Origin of the sequence: Pseudomonas sp. NY15354, assembly GCF_048068075.1 — a bacterium.
Lineage (GTDB): Bacteria > Pseudomonadota > Gammaproteobacteria > Pseudomonadales > Pseudomonadaceae > Aquipseudomonas > Aquipseudomonas guariconensis_C.
In genome coordinates this window covers 39,088-62,243 of sequence record NZ_JBLUPV010000020.1, presented here as the reverse complement: position 1 = coordinate 62,243, position 23,156 = coordinate 39,088, and the positions used below count along the sequence as shown (strand labels likewise).

Annotated in this window: 20 protein-coding genes; 7 read left to right on the top strand and 13 right to left on the bottom strand. The window is 65.1% G+C overall.

The annotated features are described in order from the left end of the window. Window positions 1–120 precede the first annotated feature (120 nt). Entirely contained in the window at window positions 121–1,119 is a 999-nt protein-coding gene (locus tag ACNFCH_RS18260) for a GlxA family transcriptional regulator (RefSeq protein ID WP_416743253.1), read from the bottom strand. Between the two features lie 171 nt (window positions 1,120–1,290). Between ACNFCH_RS18260 and pssA the strand changes: the two genes are divergently transcribed. Continuing rightward, complete coding sequence (gene pssA, locus ACNFCH_RS18255; RefSeq protein WP_337158437.1) at window positions 1,291–2,619, top strand: CDP-diacylglycerol--serine O-phosphatidyltransferase; 1,329 nt, start codon at window positions 1,291–1,293, stop codon at window positions 2,617–2,619. Here the strand turns inward: pssA and ACNFCH_RS18250 are convergent. The 3 genes from ACNFCH_RS18250 to ACNFCH_RS18240 all read right to left on the bottom strand — a co-directional run bounded on the left by ACNFCH_RS18250 (window position 2,603) and on the right by ACNFCH_RS18240 (window position 5,293). After that, entirely contained in the window at window positions 2,603–3,112 is a 510-nt protein-coding gene (locus ACNFCH_RS18250; RefSeq protein WP_337158436.1) for a DoxX family protein, read from the bottom strand. The genes pssA and ACNFCH_RS18250 overlap by 17 nt on opposite strands. A gap of 157 nt (window positions 3,113–3,269) precedes the next feature. Next, on the bottom strand, window positions 3,270–4,556 hold the full coding sequence (locus tag ACNFCH_RS18245; protein ID WP_416743252.1) for a sensor histidine kinase: 1,287 nt from the start codon (window positions 4,554–4,556) through the stop codon (window positions 3,270–3,272). Beyond that, window positions 4,553–5,293 (bottom strand): response regulator, encoded by a 741-nt coding sequence (locus tag ACNFCH_RS18240; protein ID WP_196165208.1) that lies wholly within the window; start codon window positions 5,291–5,293, stop codon window positions 4,553–4,555. The genes ACNFCH_RS18245 and ACNFCH_RS18240 overlap by 4 nt, the downstream gene beginning before the upstream one ends. Before the next feature lie 217 nt (window positions 5,294–5,510). Between ACNFCH_RS18240 and ACNFCH_RS18235 the strand changes: the two genes are divergently transcribed. Together ACNFCH_RS18235 and ACNFCH_RS18230 are read left to right on the top strand one after the other, a co-directional pair. Then, a complete protein-coding gene (locus ACNFCH_RS18235; RefSeq protein ID WP_196165209.1) occupies window positions 5,511–5,783 on the top strand; it encodes a DUF2790 domain-containing protein in 273 nt (90 codons plus the stop codon). Next, the gene (locus ACNFCH_RS18230) at window positions 5,773–6,303 is read left to right on the top strand and encodes a thioredoxin family protein (RefSeq protein WP_337158433.1); all 531 of its coding nucleotides are present in this window, start codon (window positions 5,773–5,775) and stop codon (window positions 6,301–6,303) included. The genes ACNFCH_RS18235 and ACNFCH_RS18230 overlap by 11 nt, the downstream gene beginning before the upstream one ends. A gap of 32 nt (window positions 6,304–6,335) precedes the next feature. Here ACNFCH_RS18230 and ACNFCH_RS18225 read toward each other — a convergent pair whose 3' ends face one another. Together ACNFCH_RS18225 and ACNFCH_RS18220 are read right to left on the bottom strand one after the other, a co-directional pair. Beyond that, window positions 6,336–7,481: an MFS transporter gene (locus tag ACNFCH_RS18225; RefSeq protein WP_337158432.1), complete on the bottom strand. Its 1,146-nt coding sequence runs from the start codon at window positions 7,479–7,481 to the stop codon at window positions 6,336–6,338. 107 nt (window positions 7,482–7,588) lie between these two features. Further along, entirely contained in the window at window positions 7,589–9,271 is a 1,683-nt protein-coding gene (locus tag ACNFCH_RS18220; protein ID WP_416743251.1) for an amidohydrolase, read from the bottom strand. A 231-nt stretch (window positions 9,272–9,502) separates the two neighbouring features. Here ACNFCH_RS18220 and ACNFCH_RS18215 point away from each other — a divergent pair, with 231 nt between their 5' ends. Then, a complete protein-coding gene (locus ACNFCH_RS18215; RefSeq protein ID WP_070091257.1) occupies window positions 9,503–10,126 on the top strand; it encodes a TetR/AcrR family transcriptional regulator in 624 nt (207 codons plus the stop codon). A gap of 51 nt (window positions 10,127–10,177) precedes the next feature. Here ACNFCH_RS18215 and ACNFCH_RS18210 read toward each other — a convergent pair whose 3' ends face one another. Beyond that, window positions 10,178–11,026, bottom strand: a complete 849-nt coding sequence (locus ACNFCH_RS18210; RefSeq protein WP_337158430.1) for a shikimate dehydrogenase — start codon at window positions 11,024–11,026, stop codon at window positions 10,178–10,180. Then, a complete protein-coding gene (aroQ, locus tag ACNFCH_RS18205; RefSeq protein WP_337158429.1) occupies window positions 11,023–11,472 on the bottom strand; it encodes a type II 3-dehydroquinate dehydratase in 450 nt (149 codons plus the stop codon). The genes ACNFCH_RS18210 and aroQ overlap by 4 nt, the downstream gene beginning before the upstream one ends. A gap of 249 nt (window positions 11,473–11,721) precedes the next feature. Between aroQ and ACNFCH_RS18200 the strand changes: the two genes are divergently transcribed. The 3 genes from ACNFCH_RS18200 (at window position 11,722) to ACNFCH_RS18190 (ending at window position 17,460) form a co-directional block, all read left to right on the top strand. Beyond that, window positions 11,722–12,984 carry a TolC family protein gene (locus ACNFCH_RS18200; RefSeq protein ID WP_416743250.1) on the top strand — a complete coding sequence of 421 codons (1,263 nt, stop codon included), beginning with the start codon at window positions 11,722–11,724 and terminating at the stop codon, window positions 12,982–12,984. A gap of 105 nt (window positions 12,985–13,089) precedes the next feature. Beyond that, complete coding sequence (locus ACNFCH_RS18195) at window positions 13,090–14,304, top strand: efflux RND transporter periplasmic adaptor subunit (RefSeq protein ID WP_337158427.1); 1,215 nt, start codon at window positions 13,090–13,092, stop codon at window positions 14,302–14,304. Window positions 14,305–14,319: 15 nt separating this feature from the next. Continuing rightward, entirely contained in the window at window positions 14,320–17,460 is a 3,141-nt protein-coding gene (locus ACNFCH_RS18190; RefSeq protein WP_416743249.1) for an efflux RND transporter permease subunit, read from the top strand. Between the two features lie 115 nt (window positions 17,461–17,575). Here ACNFCH_RS18190 and ACNFCH_RS18185 read toward each other — a convergent pair whose 3' ends face one another. The 5 genes from ACNFCH_RS18185 to ACNFCH_RS18165 all read right to left on the bottom strand — a co-directional run bounded on the left by ACNFCH_RS18185 (window position 17,576) and on the right by ACNFCH_RS18165 (window position 23,113). Beyond that, a complete protein-coding gene (locus ACNFCH_RS18185) occupies window positions 17,576–18,904 on the bottom strand; it encodes an MFS transporter (RefSeq protein ID WP_337158425.1) in 1,329 nt (442 codons plus the stop codon). A 193-nt stretch (window positions 18,905–19,097) separates the two neighbouring features. Then, window positions 19,098–21,248: a TonB-dependent receptor gene (locus tag ACNFCH_RS18180; protein WP_337158424.1), complete on the bottom strand. Its 2,151-nt coding sequence runs from the start codon at window positions 21,246–21,248 to the stop codon at window positions 19,098–19,100. A 68-nt stretch (window positions 21,249–21,316) separates the two neighbouring features. Further along, entirely contained in the window at window positions 21,317–21,724 is a 408-nt protein-coding gene (locus ACNFCH_RS18175; protein WP_416743248.1) for a DUF2946 domain-containing protein, read from the bottom strand. Between the two features lie 142 nt (window positions 21,725–21,866). Further along, a complete protein-coding gene (locus tag ACNFCH_RS18170) occupies window positions 21,867–22,640 on the bottom strand; it encodes a ParA family protein (RefSeq protein ID WP_337158422.1) in 774 nt (257 codons plus the stop codon). 122 nt (window positions 22,641–22,762) lie between these two features. After that, on the bottom strand, window positions 22,763–23,113 hold the full coding sequence (locus ACNFCH_RS18165; RefSeq protein WP_416743247.1) for a hypothetical protein: 351 nt from the start codon (window positions 23,111–23,113) through the stop codon (window positions 22,763–22,765). Window positions 23,114–23,156: the final 43 nt, after the last annotated feature.

Here is a 23,156-nt window from a genome sequence, read left to right as displayed (position 1 = left end):
CGCTCTCAAGACTTGCATGATCCCTGAGGGAGCGGGTTCACCCGCGAACACCGGCAGAGCCGGTGCCAGTTACCGCCGAAAAGCCTTGTTCGCAGAGAGCCCAGCGCTGTCTTGAGCGTATCAATGCAACGACGCCTGTCGCCGTTCCCCGAGCGGCGACAGGCCAAAGAACCGGCTGTAGCTTTTGGAAAAATGCGCAGGCGAGGTAAAGCCACAGGCCAGGGCGATTTCCCGTACCTGGGCATCGCTGCGTAGCAGCATCTCCCGCGCCCGCGAGAGGCGCAGTTCCAGGTAGTACTGGCTGGGCGTGCGCTGCAGGTATTTGTGGAACAGCCGCTCCAGTTGTCGCACCGTCACCTCGTTGAGGCTTGCCAGCTCTTCCAGTCCCAGGGGTTCTTCCAGATTGGCTTCCATGATCGCCACGACCTGGCTCAGCTTGGGTTGGGCATTGCCGAGCCGGGTGCGCAAAGGCACCCGCTGGCGGTCACGTTCGCCCCGCACTCGGTCGCACAGCAACAGCTCGGCAGCCTTGGCGGCAATCGCCTGGCCATCGGGCAGACGGGCGATCAACTGCAACATCATGTCCATGGCCGCCACACCACCGGAGCAGGTATAGCGATCCCGGTCCAGCTCGTACAGTTGATTGGAGATGATGATGCCGGGGAAACGCTCCTTGAGTGCTTCGATGTCTTCCCAGTGGATGGTGCAGCGATAGCCCTTGAGCAACTCAGCCCGCGCCAGGAGGTAGCTGCCGGTGCAGATACCGCCCAAGGGCACCCGCTGGCGGGCCAGCCGCCGCAACCAATCGATCAACGGTCGGCTTTCGCGGTCGTTGGCGATGGGGTTGGCACCGACCACGAACAGGGCATCCAGCGACGGTGCATCGGCGATGCCATGGTCCGGCAATACGCGCATGCCGTTGCTGGCGGTCACAGGGTCCGGTGTGGCGGCCACCAGCACTGTGCGAAACAACGGGCGGCAGGCCGCCAGGTTGGCCATGCGCAGGGTCTCGACCGCCGAGGCAAGGCCGATGGTGGTGAAGTTGGGTTGCACCAGGAAGCCGAACGCCCTGGGCGGGGAAAGCGTGGAAGCAGGCTGCGCGGAGCAGGGCTGGACCATGTGCGTTTTACCTGTGCAAGCTGAGGCTGCGTTTTTCCGGGCTATAAGAAAAAACGAGCCTAGAGGAATTATTGTTGTTCTATGCCGTGGCCGGCCCGATAGTACACCCGGATGACAGGGGCCGGAATGCACCCATGACCGGGAGCCCCCCTTTGCACAGGAGACGACCGCTTGAACCGTAAATCCGTGCCGGTACCCCAGGAAGGCTTCGCTCTGGTGCCCGGCGCCATCGAGGTATTGCCCGATGCGGCGAGCTACCGCACCCGTCTGCTTGAGCTGATCGCCAACGCCACGCAGCGTATTGTCATCGTCGCCCTGTACTTGCAGGAGGACGAGGCCGGCCAGGAGGTACTCGATGCGCTGTACCGGGCCAAGGCGGCGCGGCCGGGGCTGGAGATTCTCATCGTCGTCGACTGGTTCCGGGCCCGGCGCGGTCTGCTGGGGGCGGGCCGGCAACCGGGCAATGCGGCCTGGTACCAGGCCCAGCGTCAACGCCATGGCCTGGATGTGGTCATCCATGGTGTGCCGGTGCAGACGCGCGAGCTGTTCGGCGTGCTGCACCTCAAAGGCAGCATCATCGACGACCAGGTGCTGTACACGGGGGCGAGCCTGAACAACGTCTACCTGCATCGCTTCGACCGCTACCGACTGGACCGCTATCACCTGTTCCACAGCCCCGGATTGGCCGATGCCATGGTCGATCTGGTGCGGCAGATGCTGGCCAGTACCGCGACACCGCGCCTGGACCTGCCCGCACCGCCAGCCACCAAGCGCCTGCGCGGGGCGATTCGCCGGTTGCGTGCGCGCTTGAGGCATATGGCCTACGAACTGCCCGCGGCTCCGGCCCGGGAAGGGCTGCGGGTGATTCCCCTGCTGGGCATCGGCCGGGGCAATCCACTCAACCGCAGCGTGTGCGCGCTGCTGGCAACTGCGCGTTCGCGCATCGTGCTCAGCACCCCGTACTTCAACCCGCCCCGGGTGCTGCTCGCCGAGATCGATCGGGCGCTGGCACGTGGTGTGACAGTGGAGTTGATCATCGGTCACCGAACCGCCAACGATTTCTACGTCGCTCCCGGGCAACCCTTTACCGCCAGTGCCGCCTTGCCCTATCTGTACGAGGACAACCTGCGTGCCTTCGCTCACCGGCGCCAGGCCGCCATTGCCAGTGGCCAGCTGCAGGTGCGGATCTGGAACGATCCGGGCCACACCTTCCATGCCAAAGGGGTGTGGATCGACGAGCGCTATAGCTTGCTCACCGGCAACAATCTCAACCCTCGCGGTTTCAATCTCGACCTCGAGAACGGCCTGTTGATCGATGACCCCCAAGGGCAGTGGCTCGGCCCTCGTGAGGCTGAGCTCGACACTATCCGCCGGCATGCCCCCAGGTTGTCGTCGGCCGATGAGCTGGGCGAGGCCGGCGAGCACCCGCGCGAAGTGCTCAAGCTGCTGCGGCGCTTGCGCTACAGCCGCCTCGAGCCGTTGATCAGGCGGGTGCTCTGACGCTCAAGGCCTGGAGCCGGCCGCCCAGCCAGTGGTCCAGGCTCAGGCGGCCGGCCCCTTTGAGCAACAGCGGCAGCAGGGCCACCAGGTAGATCACCGGCAGCTTGAAGTTGCCGTAGCCTTGGTCGGTGATCGCATAGCCCTGGGCCAGTTCGGCCAGGCTCGACCACTGTGCCGGCCAGTGCACGGCGGCGATGGCCACCAGCGTTACCACCATCAGCACGGCCGAGGCCAGGCGCGTGCCCAGGCCGAGCAGCAGCAACAGCGGGCAGATCAACTCCGCCCACAGTGAGAGCTGCCAGTTCACGTTGGCGGGCAATACGCTGAACGGGAAGGGGAAGCTTGATTGCAGGTCGGTGAACCAGTTGGCGCCGTTGAGTTTCTCGACACCCGATTCGAAGAATTCCCAGGCCAGGAACAGGCGCAGGGGGAGGTCGGCGCTCCAGGTACCGAAGCGGTCCAGGGTATTAAAGGCGCGGGGCAATGCGTTCATGATCAGGTTCCCTTGTCAGCAGGTTGGGGCACTCGAGCCCTGGGAGGCTCGAGGTTTGACAAGGAGTGTGTGCGGGCTGGGTATCTGCAGTGTGTCCAGGGCGTCGGGGTTATGTATCGGTGTGTAGACGATGCCGGGGCCAGGACGCGGCCCGGCATCATTTGAGCTCGATCTGCGCGCACAGCCCGCCGCTGGTGCGGTTGCTCAAGGTCAGTTGCCCACCCATGGCCTGGGTCAGTTGCTGGGCAATCGCCAGCCCCAGGCCAGTGCCACCGGTGCTGCGGTTGCGTGAGCCTTCCACCCGATAGAAGGGCTTGAGCACTTCGGCCAGTTCATCGGCGGGAATGCCCGGCCCTTCGTCCAGCACGCGGATAAAGGTACTGTCCCCGGAATGTTCGATCTCCAGCTGCGCGGCACCTGCGAACTTCAGCGCGTTGTCCACCAGGTTGACCAGTACTCGGCGCAAGGCGTGAGGGCGGGTGTGCAGGGTGACATCGGTGGCGCCCAGGCGCTCGACCTGGGCGCCGCTGTCCTGGTAGTCGAAGACCAGACTGTCGAGGAAGGCGTCGAGCTTGATGCGACAGGGCGCCTCGGTGCTGCTGTCCATGCTGCGGGCGTACGCCACGCCTTCGCGCACCAGATGCTCCATGGCGCTCAGGTCGCTCCAGAGTTTGTCTTTCTCCAGGCCGTCGTCCATCACCTCCACGCGCAATTTCATGCGCGTGATGGGCGTTTGCAGGTCATGGGAAATGGCCGCCAGCAGTTGCATGCGCTCCTTGAGGTAGGCGGCGATGCGCGCTTGCAGCGCGTTGAAGGCTGCCGCTGCATAGCGCACTTCCCGAGGGCCGCTTTCGTCCAGTTGGGGGCCGGGTTTGTCCGGGTCCAGGTCGTCCACCGCGCGAGCCAGCCGGGTCAGGGGGCGGATGGCCAGGCGCACCGCCAGCCAGGTGCAGCCCAGCAGCACGGCCAGCTGGATCAACAGCACCACAGGCAGCCATTTGGCCACGGGTACGCCGGCCGGCGTGACGTCGATGGTCAGCGGTGCGCCGTCAGCCAAGCGCAGATGGGCCTGGAAGTGCGAGCTGGGGCCGGGGATTTCCTGGAAGGTCAGGCGATAGTCCCGGCCGATCGCCTTGACGATCGAGTCGGCGGCCATGGGCGGATCCTCGCTGGGCATGGCCTGGCCACTGAGGCCCTCGTCCAGTTGATAGCGATAGTTGTGCCGCTGCAGGCGTGGCAGCCAGGCGGCGCGCTCGTCGGCCGGCAGGCGCTCGAGGATCGCCACGGAAGTCGCTACGTCTTGCTCCAGGTTGTTCAGCATCATCGACCGGCTGCTGACGTAGCGCTCGTAGAACTGCAGACCGAACGACAACCCGTAGGCCAGCATCAGGCCAGTGAGGAAGATCAATGCCAAGCGCGAGGCGAGGGTACGGGGCCATCTCATGACGGCGACTCGAGCAACTGCACCGGCAGGGAGAACACGTAGCCCTCGCTGCGCACGGTCTTGATGCAGGTCGGTTCGCGGGCATCGTCACCCAGACGCTGACGCAGACGGCTGACCAGCAGGTCGATGGAACGGTCGAAGATGTCCGCCTCGCGGCCCTGGGTGAGGTTGAGCAGTTGTTCGCGGCTGAGCACCCGTTGGGGGTGGTCGAGAAACACCCGCAACAGGCGATACTCCGCGCCGCTCAGGGCCACCAGGGTGCCGTCGGTGTCGAGCAGGTGGCGGGCGGTGGTGTCCAGCCGCCAAGGGCCGAAGCCGATCAGCCGGCTGCTTTCACTGATGGTCAGGTTCGGTGGCAGCATCCGTGTGCGGCGCAGCACGGCATTGATGCGCGCCAGCAGCTCGCGGGCCGAGAAGGGTTTGGTGAGGTAATCGTCGGCGCCCATCTCAAGGCCGATGATGCGGTCGGTCTCATCGTTGCGTGCGGTGAGCATCAACACCGGCGTGTTGCGGTGCTTGCCGGCGCGCAGTTCGCGGCACAGCAGCAGGCCGTCATCGCCGGGCATCATGATGTCGAGCACGATCAGGTCGACTGCGTTGTTTTCCAGGAAGGCGCGCATTTGCCGGCCATCGGCGACGATGCTGGTGCGTAGGCCGTTCTTCTTCAGGTAGTTGCCGACCAGTTCGCGGATTTCGCGATCGTCGTCAACGACCAGGATGTGATCGACGTGTTCCATCAACGGGGTCCTGTACGGGGTGGATGGGCGCAGTGTACCGAGCGTTGTGGCCCTTGCGGGCAGGGCTTTGTATTGCAGTGTATCCGGCAACGCTGCAGATACAGCACAAGGCAATAGGGGCCCTTCGCTGACACAGGCCCGATACCCGCCAGCGGTGAAATGGCTCTCGACCGGGGAACACTCCCCACTGCACCCAAACACTCGCAGGAGAGATGCCATGACCACCAAGACCTTCGCCATCGCCGCCTTGTTCGCCTTGTCCAGCCTGGGCGCCATCGGTGCCCAGGCAACCCCGCAACCGATGCAGGACAACGTGATGCAGTACCGCTATGGCGACCACCTGGATGTACAGAAAGTCCTTTCCACCAAGGACGACCAGGCCAACGCCTGTGGTGTGGTCAACACCCGCATGGACTATCTGGACTCCCACGGCCAGCGTCAGAGCGTGGAGTACCGTAGCTATGCCACCGGCGGCTGCCATGAAAATTGATCGGCGCATGCTGATCAAGGTCGGCGGGCTGGGCCTAGGGTTGGTAGGGCTTGGCCTGGCCGGTTACCTGGCGGCGCGGGACGGGCAGGGCGCGATGCCTTCGCTGGCCGGCGCCAGTCAGTGGCTGAACTCGACGCCGTTGGATGCCCCGGCGCTCAAAGGCAAGGTGGTGTTGGTGGATTTCTGGACCTGGGACTGCATCAACTGCCAGCACAGTCTGCCCCATGTCAACGACTGGTCCCGGCGCTATGCCGACCAGGGGCTGGTGGTGATCGGCGTGCATACGCCCGAATACGACTATGAGCATGACCTGGGCACCCTGCGCCAGAAGGTGGCCAGCCTGGGCATCGGTTATCCGGTAGCGGTGGACAACGACTACCGGATCTGGAACGCCTGGGGCAACCAGTTCTGGCCGGCCCACTACTTCATTGACCGTCAGGGACAGGTGCGCCATGTGCATTACGGCGAAGGAGGCTATGATGGGCAGGAGAAAGTGATCCAGGCGTTGCTGGCTGAGTGAGCGCGCAACCGGGGGGCGCTTGGCGCCCCTTTTTATAGAGCCTTCTGACGCTCGCGCATGCCCGCCATGCACTTGAACAGAAAACCGATCGTCACTGCACTGGCGGCGGTGATGAAGATCGACGGCTTGCCGGTCACCTGCAACAGCATCGAGATGAACGCTGGCGCAACCGCAGCCGCACTGGCCAGTGTGATTGGCACCAGTGGGGTGAGCTGGCCCTGAGGGTCGTTGGTGGCGATGGCGCCCATGTAGTAGCTCAGCGCCAGGGCCCAGCCGAAGTTGAGGATGAACAGCGCCACGAACAGGCTCATCGCGCTCGGTGTGCCCCCGCCGAGCAGGACGATGGCCAACAGCACCAGCAACGAGCCCAGGCCGATCATCGGTCCACGGCTGACCCGTGCCCCCAACAGGCTCGGCAGGCCCGAGCCTGGCAGGCCGCCCAGCACGCCCATGCCGAATGCCCAGCCTACTTCCACGGCGCTCAGGCCCTGGTCATGCCCCAGCTGATCGACGAAGCCCCAAACGCTGTAGATCGCCAATTGCAGAAACAACATACCCAGCAATGAATAGCGACCGATGCGCGCCGAGCCCTGGCCGCTGGCGGCCAGCACGGCGCCGCCGGTCACGATCTGGCAGACCGGCAAGGCGATGCAACTGAGGCTGATCAGGCCGAACCAGCCCGCCATCGAGGCGATCGCCAGCGAACTGCCGAACGCTTCGGCCACCAGCGGCAGGGTCGCGGCAGAGAACGCGAAGATGCCGGTCTGCAGGAACAGCACCAGGCCGAAGGAACGGTCCTGTCCCGGCAGGCGGCCGAGGTCGTTGAGGGCATTGGCGTACAGCAGGCCACCGCCAATCCCGGCGAGCAGACGCCAGGCCAGTACCAGCGTGTAACTGGCGCTTTGTGCCGTGAACAGATTGCAGGCCAGCGCCAGCGCCGCAGCCAGGACATAGACGCGGCGCTGGCTGCCTTTTCGGGCCAGCCACGGGCTAAGCAGGGTGCCGAGCACCAGCCCACCCATTTCCATGGCGATCACCAGGCCTTGCTGGCTGAGGGAAAGGGCCAGGCGCTCGGCCATCAGGCCGATGAACATGGGTTGAACGCCGATCACGATGATTGCCGTACTGGCGATGAAGATCAGAGAAGCACGCTGGAGCCGGGAATTGTTGTTGTGCATTGTCGAGGTCCCGATGGATGAAATGGCTGATGCGTGTCGCAGGTAGCCACCCCGCAGCCCGCGCGTTGGCACGACCCTGCGGGGTGACGGGGGCGAAGTGCCTGCGGTCAGGTCAGGGCGCGGTTCAACTGGTCATGGGTGACGTGGCCGTTCATCAGGGTCAGCAGCACCTCGGTCTTGCCGATCTGGTAGCGGTCCAGTTCGAACAGGTCCTGTTCCAGGATGATGATGTCGGCACGTTTGCCTTCGGTGATCGAGCCGATTTCCTTCTCCAGACCCAGCTGATAGGCGCCATTGATGGTGTAGGCGGCGATCAGCTGCGGGATGCTCAGTTTCTCGTGGATGTCCGGCATCACCGGGGCATCGGGTTCGCCGGCCAGCTGCCGGGTATGGCCGGACTCGATGTGCTCCACCGGTCGATGCTGGCAGCGGCACTGGCAGGCCAGACCGTCCATGCCGATGGACACGGTCACGCCCTGTTCGATGAAGCTGCGGAACTTGTACATCGAGGCCCAACGCTCGGGGCCGTAGGACTGTTGGATGGCCTGGGTATAGGCGTCGACCACGCCCCATTGCAACTGGGTATTGGCCATGACGCCGATGCGGCGGAATCGCGGGATGTCGTCCGGGTGGGTGAGGAACGCGTGGGTGATCACATGGCGACGATCGCGCAGCGGATTGCTCGCACTGACGCGCTCGAACACGTCCAGAGCCATGCGCACGGCGCCGTCACCGACGGCATGGACCATCACGTCGATGCCGTTGAGGTCGGCCTCGCGCACGTGCCGCTCGAAGGTTTCCTCCGGCATGGTGGTGCTGCCGCAACTGTGCGGCTTGTCGCAGTAGGGCTCGAGCAGGTAGGCGGTGTGGTTCATCTCGGTGCCGTCGAGCATCAGTTTCAGCGCCTGGGCCTTGACCAGTGGGCTTGCATACTCGGTGCGCAGGGCCTTGAGGCTGGCCACCGGATCCGGGTCGGTGCCCATGTCGATGTAGCTGCCGACCACCCGGAGCTTGAGGCGTTGCTCCTCTTCCAGCCGCATCAGGGTCTGGTACAGCAGCGACTGATCGCCGCTCGGGTCGAGGAAGCCTGCGTCGAACACGGTGGTGATGCCGGCGGCGACCAGTTTCTCCTGCCAAAGGGCGATCGAGCGCAGGTACAGATCGATGCCGACGGGCAGGTAACCCAGGTCGCTCAGGCGCTGCATCAGCAGCGAATAAGCCGCGCCATCGACGATCAGCCCCGTGGGCTCGCCGGTGTGCGGGTCTTTCTCGAACCAACTGGCGCCTTCTTCCACCGGTGGGGTGTCGCGGTCGATGCCCGCGAGTTCCAGGGCCTTGGAGTTGACCCACATGGAGTGGTAGTCGGTGGACAGCAGGCACACTGGCTTGTCGGCGCAGATCGCATCCAGGGTTTCCCGGCGCAGCAAATCCGCAGGTACCAGGGCCTGGACCCAGCCCATGCCGGTGATGGCCTTCTCGTTGGGGTTCTCGTCCACATAGCGTTTGAGCGCGGCCAGCACCTGGTGAGGGTCTTCATGGTTGACGAAGGCCTGATGGGCGAAGGCTGTGGTGGAGAAGTGCCAGTGGGATTCGACGAAGCCTGGCAGCACCAGCTTGCCCTGGGCGTCGATCATGCGCGTGGCAGGGCCCTGGAAAGCCAGCACGCTGCGGTCGTCGCCGACGTGCACGATGCGTTCGCCACGCACCGCCACGGCGCTGGCCCAGGGGCGATGCGGGTCGACGGTGTAGAGACGAGCGTGGTGGATGATCAGGTCGGCATGGTCAGTCATGGCGGTACTCGTGGGCTGGGCGAGGAAGGGCCGCGGACGACAGGCGAGGGTAGGCATTGCAAGGCTCCCGCTGTTTGTTGTTGTCGGGCAGGGTGCGGCCGGTACGGCGTGGTCAGTCGATCACGTGGAAATATTTTTTAATCCATAAAAAGTTTTAGTCAATAAAATTTTTAATCGAATGAGTTTGCCGTTATGCTGAGCACCTACCCGCCAACGCCAGCCAGGAGAGCCATGAGCGGATTGCGCGAACAACAGAAGGCCCTGCGCCGCCAAGCCATCAGCCAGTCGGCCCTGAGCCTGTTCGAGAGCCAGGGGTTCCAGACCACCACCATGGAGCAGATCGCCCGTTCGGCGGCGGTGTCGGTGCCGACGGTCTTCGCCTATTTCGGCAGCAAGCAGGAGATCCTTCTGGAGAAACTGCGCGAGGCAGACCACCGCGCCATCAGCGCCGCGCGTCGGCGTATTCCCGAGCTCGACGACCCGATCGATACCATCTGCTATTTCGAGCGCTGCCTGACCGAGTTCGCCTTCGAAGTGCTGTCGCCGGCGTTGTGGCGAGAGATCTTGCCCCAGGTGATTGCCCTGCTTGGGCCTGATCAGTCGGCGTTGCCTGCGCCCTACAAGCGGGTCAACGATGCGCTGGTGAGCGAAATCGCTGCGCTGTTGGGTGAGCTGCGAGGGTTGGGCAAGTTGCGCGCCGATCTGGATGTCGACTATGCGGCGTTCATGCTCAACGACTACGGGCACTTGCAGCTACTGCGCCTGTGCCGCAGCGAGCCGATGGACCTGGAACGATACTGGCGCGAGGTGCGTGAATCGACTGCGTTCATGGTGCGGGGGATGTTGCCCGCCTGATGACGTGCACTCTGCTTCGCGGGTACGGCGATGTACCCGCGAGCAGGCGCTTCACCCCAGGCTTGCGAAATGTGCCTGCATGCGCCCGGCGTCGGCGCTTCTGCCGGTAAACAGCTCGAAGGCCTTCACCGCCTGGAACACCGCCATGCTGCCGCCATCGAGCGTGCGGCAACCCAGCGCCCGGGCATGGCGCAGCAGCTCGGTCTCCAGCGGGAAGTAAATGATCTCGGCCACCCACAGCCGGGCATGCAACAGGGCCACCGGCAGCGGCGTGCCGGGCAGCTTGGCCATGCCCACCGGGGTGGTGTTGACCAGTCCGTGCGCCCCAGCCACGGCAGCGGCCAGGTCCGTGCCGAGCGATGCCCGGCCTTCGCCGAAGCGGGCGCTGAGGTTGTCCACCAACGCCTGGGCGCGTGAGCTGTCCACATCGAACAGCACCAAGTGGCCCACACCTTCACCGAGCAGCGCATGGGCCACCGCCGAGCCCGCGCCGCCGGCACCCATCTGCACCACCTGGTCACGCGCCACATCCGGTAGGCCACGGCGCAGGCCTTCGGCAAAGCCCAGGCAGTCGGTGTTGTGACCGATCCGTTTGCCATCTCTGAGCACGACCGTATTCACCGCACCGATGCCTTCAGCTTCTTCCGACAGCTCATCGAGTAGCGGCAGGATCGCCTGTTTGAACGGATAGGTGATGTTGAGCCCGGTAAAGCCGGTGCGCTGGGCCGCGTCCAGCAGGCCGGGCAGGGCGCTGTCGTCCAGACCCAGTTGGTCGGCGTCGATCAGCCGGTACAGGTAGCGCAGGGCCTGGGCATCGCCCTCGTGCTCGTGCAGCGCCGGCGTGCGCGAGGCCTGGATGCCACGGCCGATCAGGCCGGCCAGAACAGTGTTCGGGTTCATGCGCATGGCTCCTTGAGCAACTGGGCGAAATGTGTCAGGGCCAGGCGATAGCCGTGGCTGCCAAGGCCGCAGATCACACCCTCGGCGATCGATGAGACGAACGAGACATGACGAAACGGCTCGCGTTTGTGCACGTTGGACAGGTGCACCTCGATGACGGGCAGTTCGCTGGCCACCAAGGCATCGCGAATGGCCACCGAGGTGTGGGTCCAGGCGCCGGGGTTGATCAGGATGCCGGCACAGCGCCCGCGGGCGGCGTGTATCCAGTCGATCAGTTCACCTTCATGGTTGGTCTGGCGGAACTCGATTTGCAGGTCGAGCGCCTGTGCGCAGTCGGCACAGCCTTGGGCCAGGTCGGCGAGGGTTTCGCGGCCGTACTGGTCGGGTTCGCGGGTTCCGAGCAGGTTCAGGTTGGGGCCGTTGAGCACGAGGATTCGGGGCGTCATGGCGGGGCATCGCTTTGTTGTTTTTGAATGCCTTGATATATGTACCACCTGGTTAGTTTCGTCAATTTCCTTCGCCGCTGGCCCAGGAAATGTGTGCGGTTATCGGACGCTGGTATCGTTCTCCTCGCGGGTAAACCCGCACCCACAAGCGCCCGCGCTGTGCTCTGGCCACCTTTCAAAATTGTAATGTTGGTGCCACCGAGCCGATAAGCGGCGCTCTTTACAGTCCCTCGCCATGCTTTCCGACGCTTGCCGACGAGGACTTCAAACGTGCCGTGCAACCGGTTCACTCCCCGCAATACCGCTTTGCTCTGTCTACTGCTGGTTGGCCTAGCGGCGCCCAGCCTGCACGCCGAGCAGCGCCTTAGCCTGCCCCAGGCGATCGAGGCCGCTTACGCCCAGAACCCCGAGCTTGCTGCCGCCAGCCGTGAAATCGGCATCGCCGAAGGCGAGCGGCGCCAGGCTGGGCTGGTGCCCAATCCAGAGTTGTCCTGGGAAGCCGAGGACACCCGCCGCGATACCCGAACGACCACCGTGACCCTCAGTCAGGCCCTGGAGCTTGGCGGCAAACGCGGCGCACGTATCGAGGTGGCCAGCGCCGGCCAGACCGTCGCCCAGCTGGAGCTGGAGCGCCAGCGTAATGGCCTGCGCGCCGATGTGGTGCAGGCCTTCCATGCCGCCTTGCGGGCACAGACCGCCCTAGAGCTGGCGCAGCAGTCCCAGGCCCTGACCGAACGTGGCCTGCGGGTGGTGCAAGGGCGGGTGAAGGCGGGCCAGTCTTCGCCGGTCGAAGCCACCCGCGCCCAGGTCCAGTTGGCCCAGGCGCAGGCTCAGGTGCGCCGTGCCGAGTCCCAGCGCATCGTCGCCAACCAGTCCCTGGCGCGGCTCACCGGCAGCCCTCAGGTGGCCTTCGCTCGCCTGGATGCGGGCGAGCTTTCGCCGGGCCCCGCACCTCGCGCCGAGACCTTGCTCGACAGGGTGTCGCAGACCGCCGACTGGCGCTTGGCCGAGGCGCAGATCCAGCGGGGCGAGGCATCTCTGGGGTCGGAGAAAGCCAAGCGCATCCCCGACCTGACCGTGAGCCTGGGCAGCCAGTACAGCCGCGAGGACCGTGAGCGGGTCAACGTGGTCGGCCTGTCCATGCCGTTGCCGTTGTTCGACCGCAACCAGGGCAATGTGCTGGCCGCCGCGCGCCGCGCCGACCAGGCCCGGGACCTGCGCAACGCCGTGCAGTTGCGCCTGTACAGCGACACCCGCAGCGCCGTCAGCCAGTGGGCCTCGGCGATGCAGGAGGTTCAGGCCTATGACCGCACCATCCTGCCTTCGGCGCAGCAGGCCGTGGACACCGCCACCCGTGGATTCGAAATGGGCAAGTTCGCCTTCCTCGACGTGCTCGATGCCCAGCGCACCTTGATCGAGGCGCGAGGGCTGTATCTGGAGGCCCTGGCCTCGGCCACCGACGCCCGTGCCCAGGTCGAGCGCCTCTACGGCGAGTTGGGCACAAACCCTTGATCCCGTAGGGCTGCATTGCAGCCCTTTGCAGGCGTCGTCTTGTGTCGCGAAAGGGCCGCGCAGCGGCCCCTGTATCAGGACTGCCGATATTTTTCAGGAGCAATGATGGACAACACCCGCAAGATCGCCCTCCTGGCCGCCGCCATCGCCGTGCTCGGCCTTGGCGGCCTGGCCTGGACCCAGACCACCGGCAAGGCTGCCCAGGACGAACACGGCGAGCAAAGCCATGCCCACGCCAGCGCCGCCCAGGACGACGACCACGGCCCTGCTGAGCAGGGCGATGACGCCCACGAGGAACAGGAAGGCAACCTACACCTGTCCGCCCGCCAGATCGAAGCCGCGGGTGTGCAGGTGGTCGCCGCCGCGCCGATGACCTTGGGCACCGCCATCAGCTTCCCCGGCGAGATCCGCTTCGACGAGGACCATACCGCCCACGTGGTGCCCCGGGTGCCTGGGGTGGTCGAGTCCGTGCACGCCGACCTGGGCCAGCCGGTCAAGCGCGGCCAGGTCCTGGCGGTGATCGCCAGCCAGCAGATCTCCGACCTGCGTAGCGAGCAGCAGGCCGCCCAGCGCCGTGCAGAATTGGCGCGGCTGACCTTCAAGCGCGAACAGCAGTTGTGGCAGGAGCGCATCAGTGCCGAGCAGGATTACCTGCAAGCGCGCCAGGCCCTACAGGAGGCCGAGATCGCGCTGACCAACGCCCGGCAGAAAGTCGCCGCCGTCGCCCCGGCCGGTGCAGGCAATCGCTACGAACTGCGTGCGCCCTTCGATGCAGTGGTGGTGGAAAAGCACCTGACCGTCGGCGAAGTGGTCGACGAGACCAGCAACGCGTTCACCCTTTCGGACCTGACCCGGGTCTGGGCCACCTTTTCCGTCACGCCACGTGACCTGGGCCGGGTTACCACCGGGCGTACCGTCACCGTGAGCGCGCCGGATCTGGGCGCCGAAGTCGAGGGCCAGGTCAACTATGTCGGCAGCCTGTTGGGTGAGCAAAGCCGTGCCGCCACCGCCCGTGCCACCCTGGCCAACCCCAATGGCGCCTGGCGTCCGGGGCTGTTCGTCAACATTGCGGTGAACGTCGAGCGCTTCGATGCCGCCGTGGTGGTGCCAGAGGCTGCGCTGCAAACGTGGGAAGAACAGACCGTGGTGTTCGCCCGCACCGAGGAGGGTTTCCAGGCCCGTCCGGTGAAAACCGGTCGGCGTGATTCTGGCCAGGTGGAGATCACCGAAGGCCTGGCCGCCGGTACCCAGGTGGCTGCCGCTGGCAGCTTCGTTCTCAAGTCCGAGCTCGGCAAGGGCTCGGCCGAGCACAGCCACTGATCCGGGGATTTCTTCATGTTCGAACGCCTGATCCAATTCGCCATCGAGCAGCGCCTGGTGGTGATGCTCGCGGTGGTGCTGATGGCTGCCGTCGGCATCAACAGCTACCAGAAGCTGCCGATCGATGCGGTGCCGGATATCACCAACGTCCAGGTGCAGATCAACACCGCCGCGCCCGGCTACTCGCCGCTGGAAACCGAACAGCGCATCACCTTTGCCATCGAGACGGCCATGGCCGGCCTGCCGGGGCTCAAGCAGACCCGCTCGCTGTCACGCTCGGGGCTGTCCCAGGTGACGGTGATCTTCGAGGACAGCACTGACATCTTCTTCGCCCGTCAGCTGGTCAACGAGCGTCTGCAAGTGGCCCGCGAGCAGTTGCCCGACGGTATCGAAGCGGCCATGGGCCCGATTTCCACGGGGCTGGGCGAGATCTTCCTGTGGACCGTCGAGGCCGAGCCAGGCGCGCTCAAGGACGATGGCACGCCCTATACCGCCACGGACCTACGGGTGATCCAGGACTGGATCATCAAGCCGCAACTGCGCAATGTGCCTGGCGTGGCCGAGGTCAACACCATCGGCGGCCATGCCAAGCAGTACCTGATCGCGCCGGACCCAAAACGTTTGGCGGCCTACAAGCTCACCCTCAATGACCTGATCGGTGCTCTGGAAAGCAACAACGCCAACGTCGGCGCAGGCTACATCGAGCGCAATGGCGAGCAGTTGCTGATCCGCGCTCCGGGTCAGGTGGCCTCGGCCGAGGACATCGCCAACATCGTCATCTCCAGCGTCGATGGCACGCCGATCCGTGTCAGCCATGTCGCCCAGGTGAGCCTGGGTCAGGAGTTGCGTTCCGGTGCGGCCACCGAAAACGGCCGCGAAGTGGTGTTGGGCACGGTGTTCATGTTGATCGGCGAGAACAGCCGCACGGTGTCCCAGGCGGTGGCGAGCAAGCTTGCCGATATCAACCGCACGCTGCCCAAGGGCGTGGTCGCGGTGACGGTGTACGACCGCACCAATCTCGTGGAAAAAGCCATTGCCACGGTCAAGAAGAACCTGGTGGAGGGGGCGATCCTGGTGATCGCGGTGTTGTTCCTGTTCCTGGGCAATATTCGTGCGGCGTTGATTACCGCGATGGTCATTCCGCTGTCGATGCTGTTCACCTTCACCGGCATGTTCAGCAACAAGGTCAGCGCCAACCTGATGAGCCTCGGTGCCCTGGACTTCGGCATCATCGTCGACGGTGCGGTGGTGATCGTCGAGAACGCCATTCGCCGCCTGGCCCACGCGCAGCAGCGCCATGGCCGCATGCTGACCCGCGCCGAGCGTTTCCATGAAGTGTTTGCTGCCGCCCGTGAGGCGCGTCGACCGCTGATCTACGGCCAGCTGATCATCATGGTGGTGTACCTGCCGATCTTTGCCCTGACCGGCGTCGAGGGCAAGATGTTCCACCCCATGGCCTTCACCGTGGTGATGGCCTTGCTGGGGGCGATGATCCTCTCGGTGACCTTCGTGCCTGCGGCCATTGCCCTGTTCGTCACCGGCAAGGTCAAGGAAGAAGAAGGTGTGGTGATGCGCACGGCCCGCCAACGCTACGCCCCGGTCCTGGCTTGGGTGCTGCGGCGGCGCAAGCTGGCGTTCGCAAGTGCCGCGGTGCTGGTGGTGTTGTCCGGCGTATTGGCCAGCCGCATGGGCAGCGAGTTCATCCCCAGCCTGAGCGAGGGCGACTTCGCCCTGCAGGCCCTGCGGGTGCCGGGTACCAGCCTGAGCCAGTCGGTGCAGATGCAGCAGCGCCTGGAGCAGACCATCATTGCCCAGGTGCCGGAAGTGGAGCGGGTGTTCGCCCGCACCGGCACCGCTGAGATCGCCTCTGACCCGATGCCGCCGAACATCTCCGATGCCTACGTGATGCTCAAGCCGCGCGAGCAGTGGGCGGACCCTGGCAAGCCGCGCGAGGCGCTGATCGCCGAGGTGCAGCGTGCCGCGGCCAGTGTGCCGGGCAGCAACTACGAGTTGTCCCAGCCGATCCAGCTGCGTTTCAACGAACTGATTTCCGGCGTGCGCAGCGATGTGGCGGTGAAAGTGTTCGGTGACGACATGGAGGTGCTCAACCGCACCGCCGCGCAGATCGCCACCGCCCTGCAGCAGGTGCCCGGCGCTTCCGAGGTGAAGGTGGAGCAGACCACGGGCCTGCCGGTGCTGACCATCGATATCGACCGCGACAAGGCCGCACGCTACGGCCTGAATGTGGGGGATGTGCAGGACGCCATCGCCATCGCCGTCGGCGGCCGCACCGCCGGCACCCTGTACGAAGGCGATCGGCGCTTCGACATGGTGGTGCGCTTGTCCGAAGCCTTGCGTACCGATGTCGATGGGCTGTCGAGCCTGCTGATCCCGGTGCCGGCCAGCAGCGCGTCGGGGGCTGGCCAGATCGGTTTCATCCCGCTGTCGCAGGTGGCCACGCTCAACCTGCAACTGGGGCCGAACCAGATCAGCCGAGAGGACGGCAAGCGGGTGGTGGTGGTCAGCGCGAACGTGCGTGGGCGCGACTTGGGCTCGTTCGTCGAAGAGGCCGAACAGCGTCTGATCGACAAGGTGCAGATCCCGGCGGGTTACTGGACCCGCTGGGGTGGCCAGTTCGAGCAGTTGCAGTCTGCAGCCGAACGCCTGCAGGTCGTGGTGCCGGTGGCGCTGCTGCTGGTGATGGCGTTGCTGCTGATGATGTTCAACAACCTCAAGGATGGCCTACTGGTGTTCACCGGCATCCCATTCGCCTTGACCGGTGGTGTGTTGGCGCTGTGGCTGCGGGACATCCCGCTGTCGATTTCCGCTGGGGTCGGGTTCATCGCGTTGTCGGGCGTGGCGGTGCTCAACGGCTTGGTGATGATCGCCTTCATCCGCAACCTGCGTGAAGAAGGGCGCACGTTGCACGCGGCGATCGAGGAAGGGGCGTTGACGCGCTTGCGACCGGTCTTGATGACCGCCCTGGTGGCATCGCTGGGGTTCATCCCCATGGCCCTGGCCACCGGGACCGGCGCCGAAGTGCAGCGGCCGCTGGCGACGGTGGTGATTGGCGGCATCTTGTCGTCCACCGCGTTGACCTTGCTGGTGCTGCCAGCGTTGTACCAGTGGGCGCATCGGCGTGAGGAGGCGGCCTGAGTCCGTCTGGCATTGGCGGGATGCGCCGATCTGTGGGGCCGCTTTGCGGCCCTTTCGCGGCGCAAGGCCGCTCCTACAGATCGGGCGCTTTTTTCATGCAGGAGCGGCCAACTCTTTACGACAGCGCCCGCGCGGGCTGGCGCTCACCGCCATCCTCATGCAGCGAGATCCGCGAGGTTTCCGGCAAGGCCAACCCACCCACGAGCGCCACCAACGCGATCACCACCAGGTAGAACGCCGGCGCCAGGCTGCTGCCGGTCTGGCTGATCAGCCACGTGGCCATCAGCGGTGCGGTACCGCCGAACAGCGTGTAGGCCACGTTGTAAGTGATCGCCGAGGCGGTGTAACGCGTCCGGGTCGGGAAGCTTTCCGACAGCAACGCCGCCGTGACCACGCCACTGAGCAAGGCACCGACAGCCAGTAGAATCACCCCCAGCAACGCCCCCGACATCGACCCGGAACTGGCCAGCCAGTACGCCGGGAACACCGCCACCATCACCCACAGGCAGGTAAAGCCGATGGTCTTGCGACGCCCCACTCGGTCGGAGAAGGCGCCGGCCAGCGGGCAGCCGACCGCGGCGAACAGCAGTGCCACGGTGGTCACCAGCAGCGACTGGGCCCGGGTGAGGTTGCCGACCATCTGCAGGTAAGTGGAGAAATAGGTGGTGAACATATAGAACGACAGCGCCGTCAGCGAAATGAACGCGCCCAGGTTGCGGATCGCCCGCCCGTGATGGCGCAGGGTTTCCTTGAGCGGCGAATGGCTGTGCTCCTTGCCCTCGGCCATGGCCTCACGGAAGGCCGGGGTTTCCTCCATCCGCCAGCGCAGGTAGAGGCCAACCAGGCCCAACGGCGCAGCGATCAGGAACGGAACACGCCAGCCCCAGCTGCTCATCGCCTCGGCGGTCAGGCTCGCTTCCAAGGTGTAGGCGATCACTGCCGCGCAGGCGAAGGCGGAGAAGGTCGAGACCGGCACGAAACTGCCATAGAAGGCGCGCTTGTCCTGGGGGGCGTGCTCCATCAGATAGGCGCAGGCGCCGGCGTACTCACCGCCTGCCGAGAAGCCCTGCAGGCAGCGCGCCAGGGTCAGCAGCAACGGCGCCGCAAGGCCAATGCTGGCGTAGGTCGGCAGCAGGCCGATCAGGGTGGTGGAGCCGGCCATCAGCAAGATGGTCAGCGACAGGATGCGCTTGCGCCCCAGCCTGTCGCCGAGCGCGCCGAATACGATACCGCCCAGCGGACGCAGGGCGAATGCCACGGCGAACACGGCGAAGGTCTTGAGCAAGGCGACGCTCGCGTCTTCGCCTGTGAAGAACAGGCTGGCGATCAGCGTGGCGAGAAAGCCATAGACGGCGAAATCGAACCATTCGACGAAATTGCCGATGGCCGAGGCGGCGATCACCCGGCGCAAGGTGGCGGGGGATACCTCATGGGGTACGGACATGTGGATGTTCTCCGGTCTTCAAAGGCAGCCTGGGCGCAAGTGCCGTGGTCAGGCCACGGCATCGTTGTTGTGAAGACCAGTAGAACGGCAGGCGGGTGGGCGCGCTTTTTCGTGGGCGACATCGGGATACCTGTTATGGCCGGCCTGGCGAGCGGTGGTGGACCTTTGGGGCTGCAAAGCAGCCCCCAGGGGCTTAGAACCGCACGTCCATTGCCACCTCGACAGTACGCGGCGCCCCCATGTAGTACTGCCCGCCATACGCCTGTTTGGCATACAGCTCATCAGTGAGGTTGCGCACCCGGGCGGTAATCGCGGTGTGCTCGTCCAGTCGATAACGGGCAAAGCTGCCCAGCAGCGTGTAGGCCGGGGCTTGCAGGGTGTTGGCGTTGTTGGCGTAGACCGAGTCGACGTAGCGTACGTCGACGCCCGCCGACCAGGCCGGGGTGAAGCTGTAGGTCAGCCACAGGTTGGCGACATTGGCCGGCACGTTGACCGGTGTGTTGCCCTTGCGCGAAACCGATTGTCCGCCGACCGCTTCGTTGAACGTATCGTACTGAGCATCGACATAGGCATAGTTGCCCTCGGCCAGCAGCTTGGGCGTGACCTGCAGCCGGCCTGACAGCTCGATGCCGCGGGAGGTCTGCTGGCCGGCCTGGACCATCACGTTGGGGTCGTTGGAGTCGCGCACGGCAAAGTCCTTGCGCACGATTTGGTAGACCGCGACCGTCGCCGCGCCACGTCCCTCGAGGAAGTCGAACTTGCTGCCAGCCTCCCACTGCTCGCCCTTGGAAAGGTCGAACAGGCCGACGTTGGAGTAGGTGGCCGAGGCCAGCGAGCCGGCGGGCAGGTCGGCGGCTGTGCTGTATTGCACATAGACGCTCGCTGCAGGGGTGAGGTCGTAGGTCAGGCCGACGCGGCCGCTCAACGGCTCCCAGCGGCGCTCGAAGAACGCCGGGCTGGTGGGCGAGACCGGGCCGTAGTTGTTCACTTCCATGTCCAGATAGTCGTAGCGTAGGGCCGTGAGCAGGGCCAGGCGGTCGGTCAGCTGCAGGCGGTTCTCGGCAAACAGGGCGCGGTTGGTCACCTCGTTATGACGTTGCTTGGTCAGACCTGCGTTCACCCCGGGAATGTCATCGAAGCTGCCAGGGTCGAAGTGGCCCGGATCGACCACATCGCTCCAACTGCCCGAGGTGGGGTAGAGAGTCTGGCGCATGTGTGAATAGTCCAGGCCCAGCGACCACTGGCTGGCAAGGCCCAGCAACTGGTTGTCGTAGCGCAGTTCGATGCGGTCGCCCAGCAGGCGCTGTTCGTGGCGCTGCAGGTAGGGGCTGGAGCGCACCACATCACCTGCGTCGTTGTAGGCGTAGTTCTCGAGGTTGCGGTAGTCGCGCTGGGCGCTGTAGTGATACAGGGTGTTGTGCACGCTCGTGGTGTCGCTGACCTGGTAGTCCAGGATCGAGCGCAGCCAGCGCACCCGCTGTTCATAGCGGCCATCGGCGACGTTGTAGTTCTCGAAGCGCCGGCTGCGGTCGATCTTCATCGTGTTACGGCCCGGCAGGATGGGCGAGCCCCAATAGGGGCTGTCTTCCTTGTCCTCTTGGTACTCCAGGGCCAAGGTATGGGTGAGGTTGGGCGCAAGATCGCTGAGCACGGAAAAGGCCAGGCTGTCGGTCCAGCGCTCGTTGCGGTCCACGTATCCGTTGCCATGCCCACGGCTGAAATCCAGGCGGGCGAAATGCCGGGCATCGGCCGGGTTGCTGGCCAGGGCCTGGTTGACGCCGAAGGCGATTTCCGAGTCGTCGTAGCTGCCATAGCGCACCCGGCCATCGAAGGTGTGTTCATCGCGGCTGGCGAGCTTGGTGAGGGTGTTGATTGAGCCGCCCACGGCACCTGCGCCATGCAGGAACGACGACGGCCCGCCGATCAGTTCGACCCGATCGACGACCCAGGCGTCCACGGGACGGGTGGCGCTGCTATAGCCCAGGTTGATGCCGTTGTAGAGCTGGGTGACCTGGTTCTGGGTAAAGCCCCGATAAGACACGAACCCGCCATAGCCCGGGTTGGCCGAGGCGTTGACGCCGGTCATGGCATTGAGCACGTCCTGGGTGTCCTTGGCGCCACGTTCCTCGATCACGCGCCGGTCCGAGACGCTCACCGAGGCTGGCGTCTGTCGGGCGGTGAGGCCCAGTCGGGAGCCGGTCTGGATCGGCTCGTCCAGTTGCACGCCGCTGGGCGCTTCGCGTTCGCCATCGATGGTGGTGGCGGTCAATTCGACGGGGCTGGCACCCGCCCAGGCGTAGCTGCAGGTGCCCATCAGGAGCATCAGAGAAGTGTTGCGGATCATGTTGTAAGGATTTCCACGCAAAGGTCATGGCTGGCCACGACCACGCACGCAAGCGCGCCCGGTCGGGGTCAGGCTAAGGTTGCTGCTGCGGGGAAGAAGAAGGGGGAGGCGCGGGGATTGAGGGCGGGGCGCAGGTAGCGCGGTGGCGGTTGCGCCCAACTGCGCACGACGATAGGCGAGGGCGCGCGGCCCTGGGCCTGGGTGAAGGTCCAGGCGCTGCTGGTCAGCGGTACCGCCAAGCCGAAGGATGAGCACACCGGGCAATCGAGTTGCGCCATGTGCGAGTCGCTGCCGCTGTCGCCCAGGTCGATGGCCGGGCCATGGTCGCTCGAGATCGAGCAAAAACCCCCGTCCAGCCCGGACAAGCGAAGGCCGCTCATTTGGCCATGATGCAGGCCACACACCAATAGGCTGAACAGGACGCTGGCATAGAGCGTCCAGGCGGTCAGCGAACGTGTCTGGCGGGATATTTTCATGGCGGCGAATCTACCATTCGGATGAATGGTCGTGGTGTGGTGGATTGTCGCAGCATCGTCCGCCTCGAGGCGCGCGGTCGCGTTGGGCGCTGGCGAAGCCTGCGATGGGCCGCACAGCGGCCCCCAGATTCCTGCGCCAGCCTTAGGCTGCCCGCTCCAGCACATCCAGCAGATCGACGAACTCCTGGGACAGTCGGTGCCGGGGCGCCAGGTGCACCAACGGCATCGCCACTTCATGGGACTCGCGCATCTTGATCGAGCTGCTCAAATACACCGGCAGCACCGGCAGGCCCTCGGCGCGCAACTGATCGACCAGGGTCTGGTGCAGGGCCGTACGCCCGGCGAACTGGTTGACCACCACGCCTTCGACCAGCAGGTTGGCATTGTGGTCCTGGCGCAGTTCTTCCACCTCGGCCAGGACACTGCGCAGCGCCTGGCGCGAGAAGCTGTCGCAATCGAACGGGATGAGCAGTCGCTCGGCCGCCACCAGGGCGCTGAAGGTGTAGAAGTTCAAGGCCGGGGGCGTGTCGATGTAGATCCGCTCGTAATCCTGCGAGAGCTCCACCAGCAACTTGCGCAGCTTGTTGATCTTGAACTTGCTTTCGAGCTTGTGCTGCAGGTCGGTGAGGTCCGGGCTGGCAGTGACCAGGTGCAGGTTGTCATAACGCGTTTCGGTGATCGCCACGCGGTGCTTCTTGCCGGCAGCAGCGGCGGACAAGGTCTGGCGGAAGAAATCGGTGATGCCGGCAGGGATCGCGTCGTTGGCAAGGCCGGTGAGGTAGTACGTGGCGTTGGCCTGTGGGTCCAGATCGACCAGCAAGGTCCGGTAACCTTCGGCGGCGCTGGCGGCGGCGAGGTTGCAGGCGATGCTGGACTTGCCGACACCGCCCTTCTGATTGAACACGACACGACGCATGGTACTCATCCCTGATAGTAGGTTGCAGATCGAGGTCAATCCTATGACCGAAAGATGACAGTATTAAGACAAGGCTTGTTACATATCAAGGGGGAAGCCTTGTTCTAGAGCGGGCGCAGTGCTCAGGGCGCTTTGCGACCGTCGTTGATGCCCGAATCACCGGACGATGCAGCGTCATCGACGTCGCCGCTGTTGCCGGTTCCCGGGCCACGCTCGCCGCTGCTGCCCTGGGATGTGCCATCGCCGCCGGTGTTATCGGTGTTGTTGGCATCGGTGCCGCCGTTGCCGCTGCCCATGGCATCGCCGGGGGTGCCGGAGCCCGTGGCTCCGCCATTGCGATCGATGGTGCCGGTGCCGGGAATCTGCTCGCTGGGGGTGCGCACGGTATTGGGGGCGCCCGCTGCCAGCGCCAGAGGGGCGACGGTGCCCAGGCACAGGGCAAGGCTCAGTAACAGCAGGTGGGGGTGTTTCATGGCACGTCTCCTGGATCAGGTCTGCGTGCATTCGAGCCCTCGC

Bases quoted from the DNA above. Each gene is read 5' to 3' on its own strand.
- ACNFCH_RS18245 (WP_416743252.1), bottom strand. From the start codon at position 4,556: ATGAGATGGCCCCGTACCCTCGCCTCGCGCTTGGCATTGATCTTCCTC.
- ACNFCH_RS18185 (WP_337158425.1), bottom strand. From the start codon at position 18,904: ATGTCCGTACCCCATGAGGTATCCCCCGCCACCTTGCGCCGGGTGATC.
- ACNFCH_RS18175 (WP_416743248.1), bottom strand. From the start codon at position 21,724: ATGAAAATATCCCGCCAGACACGTTCGCTGACCGCCTGGACGCTCTAT.
- ACNFCH_RS18210 (WP_337158430.1), bottom strand. From the start codon at position 11,026: ATGAACCCGAACACTGTTCTGGCCGGCCTGATCGGCCGTGGCATCCAG.
- ACNFCH_RS18230 (WP_337158433.1), top strand. From the start codon at position 5,773: ATGAAAATTGATCGGCGCATGCTGATCAAGGTCGGCGGGCTGGGCCTA.
- ACNFCH_RS18190 (WP_416743249.1), top strand. From the start codon at position 14,320: ATGTTCGAACGCCTGATCCAATTCGCCATCGAGCAGCGCCTGGTGGTG.
- ACNFCH_RS18195 (WP_337158427.1), top strand. From the start codon at position 13,090: ATGGACAACACCCGCAAGATCGCCCTCCTGGCCGCCGCCATCGCCGTG.
- ACNFCH_RS18240 (WP_196165208.1), bottom strand. From the start codon at position 5,293: ATGGAACACGTCGATCACATCCTGGTCGTTGACGACGATCGCGAAATC.
- aroQ (WP_337158429.1), bottom strand. From the start codon at position 11,472: ATGACGCCCCGAATCCTCGTGCTCAACGGCCCCAACCTGAACCTGCTC.
- ACNFCH_RS18170 (WP_337158422.1), bottom strand. From the start codon at position 22,640: ATGCGTCGTGTCGTGTTCAATCAGAAGGGCGGTGTCGGCAAGTCCAGC.
- ACNFCH_RS18225 (WP_337158432.1), bottom strand. From the start codon at position 7,481: ATGCACAACAACAATTCCCGGCTCCAGCGTGCTTCTCTGATCTTCATC.
- ACNFCH_RS18165 (WP_416743247.1), bottom strand. From the start codon at position 23,113: ATGAAACACCCCCACCTGCTGTTACTGAGCCTTGCCCTGTGCCTGGGC.
- ACNFCH_RS18220 (WP_416743251.1), bottom strand. From the start codon at position 9,271: ATGACTGACCATGCCGACCTGATCATCCACCACGCTCGTCTCTACACC.
- ACNFCH_RS18235 (WP_196165209.1), top strand. From the start codon at position 5,511: ATGACCACCAAGACCTTCGCCATCGCCGCCTTGTTCGCCTTGTCCAGC.
- ACNFCH_RS18260 (WP_416743253.1), bottom strand. From the start codon at position 1,119: ATGGTCCAGCCCTGCTCCGCGCAGCCTGCTTCCACGCTTTCCCCGCCC.
- ACNFCH_RS18215 (WP_070091257.1), top strand. From the start codon at position 9,503: ATGAGCGGATTGCGCGAACAACAGAAGGCCCTGCGCCGCCAAGCCATC.
- ACNFCH_RS18180 (WP_337158424.1), bottom strand. From the start codon at position 21,248: ATGATCCGCAACACTTCTCTGATGCTCCTGATGGGCACCTGCAGCTAC.
- ACNFCH_RS18250 (WP_337158436.1), bottom strand. From the start codon at position 3,112: ATGAACGCATTGCCCCGCGCCTTTAATACCCTGGACCGCTTCGGTACC.